This is a genomic window from Streptomyces sp. AcH 505, from assembly GCF_000818175.1.
Lineage (GTDB): Bacteria > Actinomycetota > Actinomycetes > Streptomycetales > Streptomycetaceae > Streptomyces.
Genome location: NZ_JTIY01000001.1, coordinates 4,332,095 through 4,344,565, shown reverse-complemented (window position 1 = coordinate 4,344,565; position 12,471 = coordinate 4,332,095). Strand labels below are relative to the sequence as shown.

10 protein-coding genes are annotated in these 12,471 nt (G+C 69.8%); 5 read left to right on the top strand and 5 right to left on the bottom strand.

The window, feature by feature from the left end:
- Both HY68_RS19870 and HY68_RS19865 read right to left on the bottom strand, forming a co-directional pair.
- On the bottom strand, positions 1-847 hold an 847-nt coding region (locus HY68_RS19870; RefSeq protein WP_198533422.1), incomplete at its 3' end, for an ABC transporter ATP-binding protein.
- A gap of 45 nt (positions 848-892) precedes the next feature.
- A complete protein-coding gene (locus tag HY68_RS19865) occupies positions 893-2,167 on the bottom strand; it encodes an NYN domain-containing protein (RefSeq protein ID WP_078863687.1) in 1,275 nt (424 codons plus the stop codon).
- 222 nt (positions 2,168-2,389) lie between these two features.
- Here HY68_RS19865 and HY68_RS43875 point away from each other — a divergent pair, with 222 nt between their 5' ends.
- Complete coding sequence (locus HY68_RS43875; protein WP_198533309.1) at positions 2,390-2,563, top strand: hypothetical protein; 174 nt, start codon at positions 2,390-2,392, stop codon at positions 2,561-2,563.
- A gap of 37 nt (positions 2,564-2,600) precedes the next feature.
- Here HY68_RS43875 and dnaE read toward each other — a convergent pair whose 3' ends face one another.
- Complete coding sequence (dnaE, locus tag HY68_RS19860) at positions 2,601-6,137, bottom strand: DNA polymerase III subunit alpha (protein WP_041990737.1); 3,537 nt, start codon at positions 6,135-6,137, stop codon at positions 2,601-2,603.
- 168 nt (positions 6,138-6,305) lie between these two features.
- Between dnaE and HY68_RS19855 the strand changes: the two genes are divergently transcribed.
- The 3 genes from HY68_RS19855 to HY68_RS19845 all read left to right on the top strand — a co-directional run bounded on the left by HY68_RS19855 (position 6,306) and on the right by HY68_RS19845 (position 9,299).
- A complete protein-coding gene (locus tag HY68_RS19855; protein ID WP_041990735.1) occupies positions 6,306-7,649 on the top strand; it encodes a DUF2252 domain-containing protein in 1,344 nt (447 codons plus the stop codon).
- A gap of 87 nt (positions 7,650-7,736) precedes the next feature.
- The gene (locus tag HY68_RS19850) at positions 7,737-8,420 is read left to right on the top strand and encodes a hypothetical protein (RefSeq protein WP_041990732.1); all 684 of its coding nucleotides are present in this window, start codon (positions 7,737-7,739) and stop codon (positions 8,418-8,420) included.
- A gap of 63 nt (positions 8,421-8,483) precedes the next feature.
- Positions 8,484-9,299, top strand: a complete 816-nt coding sequence (locus tag HY68_RS19845) for a thioredoxin domain-containing protein (RefSeq protein WP_041990730.1) — start codon at positions 8,484-8,486, stop codon at positions 9,297-9,299.
- 110 nt (positions 9,300-9,409) lie between these two features.
- Here the strand turns inward: HY68_RS19845 and HY68_RS19840 are convergent, their stop codons facing one another.
- A complete protein-coding gene (locus HY68_RS19840) occupies positions 9,410-9,979 on the bottom strand; it encodes a dienelactone hydrolase family protein (RefSeq protein WP_041990728.1) in 570 nt (189 codons plus the stop codon).
- 46 nt (positions 9,980-10,025) lie between these two features.
- On the opposite strand from HY68_RS19840, the gene HY68_RS19835 reads away from it, so the two are divergent.
- The gene (locus HY68_RS19835; protein ID WP_041990726.1) at positions 10,026-11,174 is read left to right on the top strand and encodes a mechanosensitive ion channel domain-containing protein; all 1,149 of its coding nucleotides are present in this window, start codon (positions 10,026-10,028) and stop codon (positions 11,172-11,174) included.
- Positions 11,175-11,219: 45 nt separating this feature from the next.
- On the opposite strand, the gene HY68_RS19830 is transcribed toward HY68_RS19835, so the two are convergent.
- Positions 11,220-12,471: cation:proton antiporter (locus HY68_RS19830; protein ID WP_041990723.1), on the bottom strand; the 1,252-nt coding region annotated here is incomplete at its 5' end.

The window sequence follows — 12,471 nt, the reverse complement described above, 5'->3', positions numbered from 1 at the left end:
CGGCCCGTGCCTCGTCGGGGGCGAGCCGCAGCACCCAGCGCCGCCCCGACTCCTGCGCCGAGTCGCGCAGGGCGGCCACCTCGGGCACGTCGAGCGGGGCGCGCTCGCGCCACATCAGCTCGACCCTGACCTCCCCGGCGACCTGTTCCTTGAGCCCGGACGGGGTGTCGCAGGCGATGACCTTGCCGCGTTCCAGGACGGCGACCCGGTCGAGCACGGTCTCCGCCTCGATGACGTTGTGGGTGACGAGCAGGACGGTCGCGCCCTGTTCGACGCGCCTGCGGTCGACGGCGGCCCAGACGGCGCGCCGGGCGACCGGGTCCATGCCGGTGGTGGGCTCGTCGAGGACCAGGACGGGCCGCTCGCCGACCAGGACGGTGGCGAAGCACGCCAGCCGCCGCTGGCCGCCCGAGAGCTTCTTCAGGGGCCGTCCGGCGATCTCGGTCAGGCCCAGTTCGTCCAGGACGGCGTCCCGGGCCGTACGGGCCTCGCGCAGCGTCAGCCCGCGCAGCCGGCCGGTGGTCTCGGCGGCGAGCGCCACCGTCAGCTCGTCCAGCGCCGTGGACTCCTGGCCGAGGTAGCCGACGAGCCGGGAGGCCAGTTCGGGATGGCGCACCAGGTCGTGGCCGAGCATCTCGACGCTGCCGGAGTCGGGCCGCATCAGTCCGGTGAGCTGCCGTACGAGGGTGGACTTGCCGGCGCCGTTGGGCCCGAGCAGGCCGAAGATCTCGCCGCGCCGCACGTCGAGGCTGATCCCGTCGGTGGCGCGCACCTCGGGCGTCGCCGGGGTGCCCCGGCCGCCGCGCGCGGCGGGGTACGTCTTCACCAGATCGCGCACCACGCACACCGTACTCACGAGGTACGAGCCTACGTTGTCCGGTGCGTACCGCTTCTACTCGGGTGCTGCCCCGTGCTCGGCGGCTGCCCTGACGTCGATCTCCCGCCAGAAGCCCGCCCGGATGGCGTAGCGGTCGTGCTCGTCGATCTGGTCGTCCTTGTGGGCGAGCAGCCCGAACCGCGCCGCGTACCTGAGCAGTTCGCCGTCGATGCGGTGCGGGATGCGCGGATACATCACGGAGAGCGCCTGCACGTGGGCCGTCTCGGGCAGCCGGGCCATCCAGCGGCGGGCGAAGACCTGGCCGACCTCGAAGGGGTCGCCGCCGACGGTGGTGATGTCCTCCTCGCGGTCGGCCCAGCGCTGTTCGGCGCTGGTGAGCTGGGCGAGGGTGGGCAGTGAGGCGGTCTCGGGCGGCTCGCCCGCCGGGCCGCCGCCGGGGCGTTCGACCCAGCCCTTGTCGGACGACCAGCGCAGCGTCGCACCGGCCGGGCCGCGCTGTTCGGCGGGGGGCTGGATGCCGGGGGCGCGCAGGCTCGCGAGGTCCTTGGGGGTGGGGACGCCCTTGGTGCCGGGGTGCGGCTGGGCGGTGTCGTGGTCGTGGTCGTGGGTGTGCTCGACGGCCGGCGCCGACGAGCCGTTCTGCCCGGCCGCCGTCTGTGCCTCGGCGGCCCGTTCCGCCGAGGCGGCGAGCGCCGATTCGGGCAGCGGCGCCGAGAGGATCGCCGCGATCTCGGGCCGGGTGCCGGGGGTGGGCGCGCAGACACCGCCGAAGTCCTTGGCGCGTACGGCCTTGGTGATCCACGCGCGGTCGAGGACCCGCCGCTCGTCGGCCTCGGCGACCAGGTCCTCCGACTGGTTGTAGTCGCCGTCGGCGGCCTGGACGGCCCAGAGGTGGACGGCGACGCCGTGCTCCTTGGCGGACATCAGACCGGGAAGCAGATCACCGTCACCGGTGACAAGTACGACGTCCGAGCAGGCGCGGTTTCTGGCCAGTTCGGTGAGTTCCGCGTGCATCGCCGCGTCGACGCCCTTCTGCGCCCAGCGCCCGTCGCTGCGGGTGAGAGCGCCCAGCCTGACCGTGACCCGTGGCATGACGCGCAGCCGCCGGTGTTCGGGCTGCGGGACCCGGTCGGGGGCGCCGTCGAACCAGTAGATCCGCAGCAGGGGCTGTTCGGTGTCGTGCTCTGCCCGTTCGCGCAGGCCCTGGATGAGGGCGGAGTGGTCCACGGTGATGCGGGAGCGGGCCGGTTCTCCGGCGAGGAGACTCGCGGCGGCGCCCAGCAGATAGCCGGCGTCCACCAGGACAACGCAGCGGTCCACGTGTTCCACCTTCTCTCGGGAACCTCGGGATCGGGATGGTGAAGGTTTCCTTCGAGTCTGCCCGACCACGTGAGCGTTAACGTCCGGAACTCGATCATCGGCGTGGCGTATCGCCGGACAGGCCGCTGACGAGGCACCACTACACACGGCAATGATCCAAAATGCGGCCATATGCCCTGTATGTGAGTCTGAACGCGATCCGCCCCAGCTACTCCTACAGGAGGCATCGCCATGGCCAAGAACAAGAACCGTGACCGCAGCAAGCAGCAGGCCCCGTCGTCGGACCGCTCCGGCGAGCAGGACCGGTCGTCGTCCATGGAGGACCGCACGGAGCAGGTGCAGTCGCGCATAACCCCGTCGGACGTGCCGCACAAGGGCCGCGAGAAGCGCTTCGGCCACAACTGACGCCGTACCGCTGACGCGTGTACGTCCGGGCGGGGTGCTAGCCGGCCAGACAGGCCGGGCCGAGCAGCACCTTCAGATCGCCGAACAGGGCGGGGTCGGGCTGGACGCGGTGCCGGTCGAGCCGCAGCACCGTGGTCTTCCGGGCGCCCTGGAGTTTGATCCGGACCTCGGAGTTGCCCCGGTGGCTGCCGAGGATCTCGCCGAGCCTGCTGACCATCGGCGGGGTGACCTTCACCGTGGGGATGGTGATGGTGACGGGCGCGTCGGTCCCTGCCGACGACACGTCGGGGACCTGGAGCTCCATGGCGACAAGCCGGGGGATGTCCTCGCGCTTGTCGAGCCGGCCCTTGACGAAGACGACCGTGTCCTCGACGAGCTGGGTCGAGACCAGCTGATAGGTCGCGGGGAAGAACATGCACTCGATCGAGCCGGCCAGGTCCTCGACGGTGGCGATGGCCCAGGCGTTGCCCTGCTTGGTCATCTTGCGCTGGAGCCCGGAGATGATCCCGCCGATGGTCACCACCGCGCCGTCGGCGTGCTCACCGCCCGTGAGCTGCGAGATCGCCGCGTCCGACTTGTCGGAGAGCACATGCTCGATGCCGAACAGCGGGTGGTCGGAGACATAGAGCCCGAGCATCTCCCGCTCCTGCGCGAGCAGGTACGACTTGTCCCACTCGATGTCGGAGAACTCGACGTCGAGCCCGAAGCCCGGCTCGTTGCTCTCCTCCTCGCCGCTGCCGAACAGGTCGAACTGGCCCTCGGCCTCCTTGCGCTTGACCTGGACCACGTTGTCGATCATCGGCTCGTGATGGGCGACCAGCCCCTTGCGGGTGTGGCCCATCTCGTCGAAGGCGCCCGCCTTGATCAGCGATTCCACCGTGCGCTTGTTGCAGACGACCGCCTCGACCTTGTCGAGGAAGTCGGGGAAGGAGGCGTACTTCCCCTTGGCCTTGCGGCACCGGATGATCGAGTCGACCACGTTGGTGCCCACGTTCCTCACGGCGGTCAGGCCGAAGAGGATCACGTCGTCGCCCTGCGCCGCGAAGTTCGACTGGGACTCGTTCACGTTGGGCGGCAGGACCTTGATGCCCATCCGGCGGCACTCGTTGAGGTAGACGGCCGACTTGTCCTTGTCGTCCTTCACGGACGTCAGCAGCGCGGCCATGTACTCGGCGGGGTAGTTCGCCTTCAGATACGCGGTCCAGTACGTGACCAGGCCGTACGCGGACGAGTGCGCCTTGTTGAAGGCGTAGCCGGCGAACGGGACCAGCACGTCCCACAGGGCCTTGATGGCCTCGTCCGAGTAGTTGTTCTTCTTGGCGCCGGCCTGGAACAGGACGAAGTTCTTGGCCAGCTCGTCGGCCTTCTTCTTGCCCATCACGCGACGGAGGATGTCGGCCTCGCCGAGCGAGTACCCGGCGATGATCTGGGCGGCCTTCTGCACCTGCTCCTGGTAGACGATCAGGCCGTGGGTCAGCCCGAGCACCTCACGCAGCGGCTCCTCCAGCTCCGGGTGGATCGGGGTGATCTCCTGCTGGCCGTTCTTGCGCAGGGCGTAGTTCGTGTGCGAGTTCATGCCCATCGGGCCCGGCCGGTACAGGGCGGAGACGGCGGAAATGTCCTCGAAGTTGTCGGGCTTCATCAGCCGCAGCAGCGAGCGCATCGGCCCGCCGTCGAACTGGAAGACACCGAGCGTGTCGCCCCTGCACAGCAGCTCGTACGTCGTCGGGTCGTCCAGCGGCAGGGCCAGCAGGTCCAGGTCGACGCCCTTGTTGGCCTTCACCATCTTGACGGCGTCGTCCATGATCGTCAGGTTGCGCAGCCCCAGGAAGTCCATCTTCAGCAGGCCGAGCGACTCGCAGCTCGGGTAGTCCCACTGGGTGATCGTCACCTGGTCGGTGTGGCGCACCCACACCGGCACATGGTCGGTGATCGTCTCGCTGGACATGATCACGCCGGCCGCGTGCACACCCATCTGCCGGACCAGGCCCTCGACGCCCTTCGCCGTGTCGATGACCTTCTTCACGTCCGGCTCGTTCTCGTACATCCCCCGGATCTCGCCCGCCTCGCCGTAGCGCGGGTGCTTGGGGTCGGTGATGCCGTTGAGGTCGATGCCCTTGCCGAGGACGTCGGCGGGCATCGCCTTGGTGAGCCGGTCACCCATCGCGTACGGGTAGCCCAGCACCCGCGCGGAGTCCTTGATCGCGTTCTTCGCCTTGATCTTGCCGTACGTGCCGATCATGGCGACCTTGTCGGCGCCGTACTTCTCCGTCACGTACCGGATGACCTCGCCGCGCCGGCGTTCGTCGAAGTCGATGTCGACGTCCGGCATGGAGATGCGCTCGGGGTTGAGGAACCGCTCGAAGATCAGGCCGTGCTCGATCGGGTCGAGGTCGGTGATGCCCATCGCGTACGAGACGATCGAGCCGGCCGCCGAGCCACGGCCGGGGCCGACCGCGATGCCGTTGTTCTTGGCCCACATGATGAAGTCGGCGACCACCAGGAAGTACCCGGGGAAGCCCATCTCGATGATGATCCCCATCTCGTACTCGACCTGCTTCTGCCGGTCCTCGGGGATGCCGTTCGGGTAGCGGCGGGCCATCCCCCGCATCGTCTCTTCCTTGAACCAGGTGACCTCGGTGAAGCCGTCCGGCACGTCGAACCTGGGCATCAGGTTCTTCTCCTGGAACATGCCCTCGGTGTCGATCTGCTGGGCCACCAGCAGGGTGTTGGCGCACCCTTCCTGCCAGGCGTCCGACGAGTCGACCGCGTACATCTCGTCGGTCGACTTCAGGTAGTAGCCCGTGCCGTCGAACCGGAACCGGTCCGGGTCCGAGAGGTTCTTGCCGGTCTGGATGCACAGCAGCGCGTCGTGCGCCGTTGCCTCGTTGGCGTACGTGTAGTGCGAGTCGTTGGTGACCAGCGGCGGGATCCCGAGCTTCTTGCCCACTTCGAGCAGCCCGTCACGCACGCGCCGCTCGATCTCGATCCCGTGGTCCATCAGCTCCAGGAAGTACCGGTCCTTGCCGAAGATGTCCTGGTACTCGGAGGCCGCCTTCAGCGCCTCGTCGAACTGGCCGAGCCGCAGCCGGGTCTGCAACTCGCCGGACGGGCAGCCGGTGGAGGCGATCAGACCTTCGGACCACTTGGCGATGGTCTCCTTGTCCATCCGCGGCCACTTGGTCAGCCAGCCCTCCGCGTACGCGTCGGAGGAGAGCCGGAAGATGTTGTGCAGCCCCGTCGCGTTCGACGCCCAGATCGTCTTGTGCGTGTAACCGCCGGAACCCGACACGTCGTCACGCTTCTGGTGCGGCTGGCCCCACTGCACCTTGCGCTTGTTGCGCCGCGACTCGGGCGCCACGTACGCCTCGATGCCGATGATCGGCGTCACGTCCGCCTTCTTCGCCTGATGGAAGAAGTCGTACGCGCCGTGCAGATTCCCGTGGTCCGTCATGGCGATGTGGGACATCCCCATCTCTTTGCACGCGTTGAACATGTCGCCGAGCCGCGCGGCACCGTCCAGGAGCGAGTACTGGGTGTGCACGTGCAGGTGCGTGAACGGCGGCTTTGTCACGGTGCTGGCCTCCAACGAACGGCAGGGGGGAACAGCGTGGAAGTCTACGACTCGGGACCGACAGACGCGGGCACTCCCGGGCACTCGCGAGTACCGTCGTGCGTTGCGCATTCCGGGGCCCTTGCCGGGCCCGTAACACCCACCATCCCGCCCAGGAGGCACCCAGCGATGTCGGTCCCGCGACCCGTTGAAGCAGCTGACGAGGGACGCGGCGAGGAGATCCTCGCCGTGTTCGACACCGCGTTCGGCGAGCTTCTGGCGGCCGATCCAGCAGCCTTCCAGGTGAAGTTCCGCAAGATGGCCGCCTCGGCCTTCGCCTTCTACCGGGGCACGGCGTGCCTGTTCTACAACGACCTGGAGAAGGAGGGTGCGGGCAGCAGGGCGGCCGGCCCGTTCCTCGACGAGCGGACCGCCCGGGTGTGGATCCACGGCGATCTGCACGCGGAGAACTTCGGCACGTACATGGACGCCAACGGCCGGCTGATCTTCAACGTCAACGACTTCGACGAGGCGTACGTCGGCCCGTTCACCTGGGACCTCCAGCGCCTCGCCGCCTCGCTGGCGCTGATCGGCTACACCAAGGCGTTCAGCGACGAGCAGATCACCGAACTGGTGGAGATCTACGCGGGCGCCTACCGGGAGCGGATCCACGCCCTGGCCACCGGCGCCAAGAACGACGAGGTGCCGCCCTTCACGCTGGACACCGCCGAGGGCCCGCTGCTCGGCGTGCTGCGCTCGGCCCGCTCGCTGACCCGCTTCGGACTGCTCGACTCGATGACCGAGATCCGCGAGTGGGAGCGGCGGTTCTCGCCCGGCGGCAGCTCGGTCGAACTGGACGCGGCGACCCGCTACAAGATCCTGGCCGCCTTCGACGGCTATCTGGAGACCCTGCCGGACTCCAGCCTGACCCGGCCCGACTCCTACCGCGTCAAGGACGTGGTGGGGCGGCGCGGCATCGGCATCGGCTCGGCGGGCCTGCCCTCCTACAACATCCTGCTGGAGGGCAACAGCGACGCGCTGGAGAACGACGTCGTGATCTACATGAAGCAGGCGCAGACCCCGGCGGTCTCCCGGCACATCACCGACGCCGCCGTACGGGACTACTTCCAGCACGAGGGCCACCGCACGGTCATCTCCCAGCGGGCCCTGCAGGCGCACGCCGACCCGTGGCTCGGCTGGACCGAGCTGGACGGCGCCGGCCAGCTGGTGGCGGAGATCTCCCCGTACGCGGTCGATCTCGACTGGTCGGACCTGGACGACCCGGAGGAGATCGCGGCGGTCGTCGCCGACCTCGGCAGGGCCACGGCCACGATGCACGCGGCCGCCGACGATGAGAGTGGTCACACTCTGGTGCCGTTCTCCACCGAGCGGGCCATCGACGCGGCCATCGCGGGCGACGAGGAGAACTTCGCGCGGCTGCTGGTGGACTTCGCCCACGCCTACGGGGCACGGGCCAGGGCCGACCACCAGATCTTCGTGGACCTCTTCCGCAACGGCCGGCTGGCGCCGTAACGGCCCGCCGCGCGCCGAAGCTCTCAGCATTTTCTCACCCGCTCCTTTAGGGCGGGCATACAGGGCGCCATGGCACACTCGGCGACGATGGACATATCCGGGACGCAGCTCAGGGCGGCGCGGGCAGCACTCTTCACGGCACTGGTCGTGACGCTGTCCGCGGGCTCGCACGTGCTGCTCTCCCGGGCGCCGCTTCCGCTGTCCGTCGTCGCCGGGCTGAGCGCCGTGGTCTTCGCCCTCGCCTACGCGACCGGCGGCCGTGAGCGGAGCTTCGGCCGCACGGCGGCGTTGCTCGTCCCGCTCGAACTGGCCGCGGACACCGTCTTCACCGCGGGCCAGCACGTCTGTTACGGCCCGGCGGGCGGGCCCGTCGCCGGGTCGCTGCGCTCCGTCGGCTTCGACGTCCTGTGCGGCGGCGCCGTCGGCACCCCGCTGCCGGGCGTGGCCTCCCCCGGCGGCAGCATCGCAGCGCTGCTCAGCTCGCCCGACCCGGCGCTGCCCTGGCTGCTGCTCGCCGTGCATGTCTCGGTCGGTATGTTCGCCGCCTACTGGCTGCGGCACGGCGAGTCGGCCCTCGCCTCGCTGGTACGCGCCGTCGCCACCCTCGCCTTCCGCCCGCTGCTGACCGCGGCCGGCGTGGCGGGCACGGTGCGCGGCGCCGTCCGGCGCGGGGCGCGCCCGGCCGACCGCCCGCGCTTCTCCCGTACCCGGCTTCTCGTGCACTCCGTAGGACGGCGGGGACCTCCGCGTCTCGCGCTGGGCTCCGTCTGAGCCGCAGCTCCCCCGCGTCCCTCTTCTCTCAGTACCTCAGTACGTCACACGGAGTGAACCCCCATGAGCACACGCAACAACCAGTCCAACAAGGCTGCCGCCCGCGAGCGGCTGCGCGAGGAGCGCGAGCGGCAGGCGCGCAAGGACAAGGTCCGCAGGCAGTCCATCGTCGGCGGCTCGGTCGTCGTGGTCCTCGCGATAGCCGCAGGTGTCGGCTTCGCCGTCGTGCAGTCCAACAAGCCCGACCACTGGGAGGCGGCGAAGAAGGTGACGAACGTCGTCGCGCCCGCCCACACCTCGGGCACGGACGGCACGACCGTCGTCATCGGCAAGTCCACCGCCAAGAAGACCCTGCAGACGTTCGAGGACCCGCGCTGCCCGATCTGCGCGAGCTTCGAGCAGACGGTCGGCTCGACCGTCCAGAACGACCTCGACGCGGGCAAGTTCAAGATCCAGTACGTCGGCGCCACCTTCATCGACAACAGCAGCAACGGCGTCGGCTCGAAGAACGCCCTGTCCGCGATGGGCGCCGCGCTCAACGTCAGCACGGACGCCTTCATGCACTACAAGACGGCCCTCTACTCGGCGAAGTACCACCCCGAGGAAACGCAGGACAAGTTCGCCAAGGACAGCTATCTGATCCAGGTGGCCAACACGGTGCCGGAGCTGAAGGGCAACGCGGCGTTCCAGAAGGCCGTCAAGGACGGGACGTACGACGCCTGGGCGATGAAGATGTCGGCCGCCTTCGACAAGAGCGGTGTGCAGGGCACCCCGACCTTCAAGATGGACGGCAAGACGCTCACCGCTTCGGACGGCAGCCAGAACCCGCCGATGACGGTGGCGGACTTCAACGCGGCGCTGACGAAGGCCCTGGGCTGAGGCCCTGGGCTGAGGCCCTGGGCTGAGGCCCTGGGCTGAGGCCCTGGGCTGAGGCCCTGGGCTGAGCCTGCCACCGGACGGGCCCTGGCGGGCCGGCTCCTCGGGGTCGCTCAGAGCGATTCGACGAAACCCAGCGCGACCCGCCAGGTCTGCTCGGCCGCTTCGGCGTCGTGGTCGGGCAGCTCGGGGTCGGTGTACAGATGGCCGGCCCCCGGGTACCGGTAGATCTCCACATCGGCGCCGACCTGCCGCATGCGCAGGTACCAGGCGTTCAGCCAGTCGTCCGTCTCGAACGGGTCCGGCTCGGCCACGTGCAGCTGTACGGGCAGCTCGTCCACCGACGCGTTCTCCGCGATGTCCGACGTCCCGTGCAACAGCAGCAGGCCGCGCGCCTTGTCGTCGCCGAGCGCGAGGTTCTGTGCGATCGAGCCGCCGAGCGAGAACCCGGCGTAGACCAGACCGCGCTCGGAGTACGGCGCCGCGGCCAGGACGGCCCGCCGCAGCAGCTCCTCCTTGCCGATCTTGTCCTTCAGCGCCATGCCGTCCTCGACCGTCCCGGCGGTTTGTCCCTCGTACAGGTCGGGCACGCGCACGTAATGCCCGGCCCCGCGCAGCCGCTCGGCTGCCGTGTGCACGGCCGGGCGCAGCCCGAGGGCCGAATGGAAAAGCATGATGTCCATCCGGCCATCCTGCCAGCCCGGAACGGGGACGACGATCGAGGGAGACATGGAGAACGTACTGCGACCGCTGGCCGTGATCGGCGGGTCCGTCGTCCTCGCGCTGCTGCTCGGCTGGGGCGTGGACGTCCTGCTGCGCCGCGCGGACGAGCGGCACCGCGAGACCCCGCTGTGGGGGCTGCTGCGCCGCTGCCAGCCACCGCTCCTGGTCGTACTGCTCACTTCCTTGCTGCGCGGCACCTACCGCGCAGTCAAGTGGCAGGTCATCCAGGACCACCAGGCGCACATCGGGCAGCTGCTGACGCTGGTGCTGATCGGCGCGAGCGCCTGGCTGGTGGTGCGGATCGTGTCCGCCGTCGTCCAGTCCTCGTACACGCGCTACGCGTCGGCGACCCGCGACCCGGCCCGGGTGCGCCGGGTGCGGACCCAGGTGACGCTGATCATGCGGATCGTCACGGCGGTCGTGGTGATCGTGGCGGTCGCCGCGATCCTGCTCACCTTCCCCGGCATGCGCGCGATCGGTACGTCGATGCTGGCGTCGGCCGGGATCATCGGGATCGTCGCCGGTGTCGCCGCGCAGGCCACCCTCGGCAATCTCTTCGCCGGCTTCCAGATCGCCTTCGGCGACATGGTGCGGATCGGCGACACGGTCGTGGTGAACGGCGAGTGGGGTGTCGTCGAGGAGGTCACGCTGACCTTCCTCACCGTGCGGACCTGGGACGAGCGGCGCATCACGATGCCGGTGTCGTACTTCACCAGCCAGCCGTTCGAGAACTGGTCGCGCGGCGGGGTGCAGATGACCGGCACGGTCTTCTTCCAGCTGGATCACTCGGCCCCGGTGCCGCTGATGCGCGAGAAGCTGGAGGAGATCCTGCTCGGGTGCGAGGCGTGGGACGGCCGTACGTGGAGCCTGGCCGTCACGGACACGGGTCCGACGACGATCGAGGTGCGGGCGGTCGTCACGGCCAAGGACGCCGACGACATCTGGACGGTCCGCTGCGCGGTACGCGAGCAGCTGATCGCGTGGCTGGCGGAGGACCACCCGTACGCACTGCCGAGGGTCGCCATGGCGGCGGCGCCTGTGCCGTCCCCCGACGGCCAGTTCCCGTCGAACGGCGGACGCCCGCCGACACAGCGGGAGGGCCGCGAGGAACGCGAAAGCGTCGAGGCCCAGGCCCCGGACACGGGTCGCGGCTGAAGCGGGCGGCCGGGAGCTGACCTGGCCCGGCGCGCGGGCGCCGGGTCAGCGCATGCTGCGGACGTCCAGGTGGCGTAGCACCTTGTCCACGACCTCCGGGTCGGCGCCCGGCTCGTTGCGGGCCGCCAGGATCTCGTGGCGGGCCGCCGACATCATGTCCCGCTGGACGCGCTGGAGCGTCTTCAGGTAGTCCTGCCGCTTGGCGAACCAATCGCGCCGCTCGTCGTCGACGACCAGCGGGCTGATCCGCGCCCCGATGTCGATCGCCGCGCGCGCCAGCCGCTCGCTGATCTCCTCGGGCAGTTCCTCGGCGGCGTCGATCTCCCTGAGCCTGCGCCGCGCCGCCCTGGCGGCCCGGATCGCCAGCGAGTGCTCCAGCTCCCGCTCGGCGTCCGTGTCGGCGCGTACGCCCAGCTTGCGCACCAGCCAGGGCAGCGTGAGCCCCTGGATGACGAGCGTGGCCATGATGACGACGAACGCGATGAAGATGATCTCGTCGCGCCCCGGGAACGGTTTGCCGTCGTCGGTCTTGAGCGGGATGGCGAGCGCCAGCGCGACGGAGGCGACACCGCGCATACCGGCCCACCACATGACGACCGTCTCGCGCCAGCCGACGGGGATGTCCTCGTCGTAGTCGCGCAGCTTGTGCAGTCGTTTGGCGAGCCAGGTGGCAGGCAGCAGATACAGCAGCCGTACCCCGACGACGACCACGACGACGGCGCCGCCCCAGCCCAGCATCTCCGCCATGTGACTGTCGGCGGTGCCGAGCGCGTTGTGCAGTTCGAGGCCGATGAGGCCGAAGGCGACGCCGGTGACGAGCGTGTCGACGATCTCCCAGAACGAGTTGCCCGCGAGCCGTCCCATCACGTCGTCGGCGTCCGCCGTGTGCTCGGCGAGGAACAGCGCAACGGTGAGCACGGCCAGCACACCGGAGCCGCTCAGCTCCTCGGCGAGGACGTAGCTGATGAACGGCACCAGCAGCGTGAGGCCGATCTGCAGGGTCGCGTCGCCGAGCAGTGCCATGAGCTTGTTGGAGACCCAGCCCAGCACGAGCCCGACGGCGACGGCCACCACGGCGGAGAGCACCAGCGACCCCACGGCGTGCGGCCAGGAGAAGCTGCCGCTGACGGCAGCGAGGACCGCCACGTGGTAGAGCACGATCGCGGTGACGTCGTTGAAGAGCCCCTCGCCCTCCAGGATCGACACGAGCCGGCGCGGCAGCCCCAGCGATCCGGCGACGGCGGTCGCCGCGACCGGGTCGGGCGGCGCGACGAGCGCGCCCAGCGCGACGGCGGCG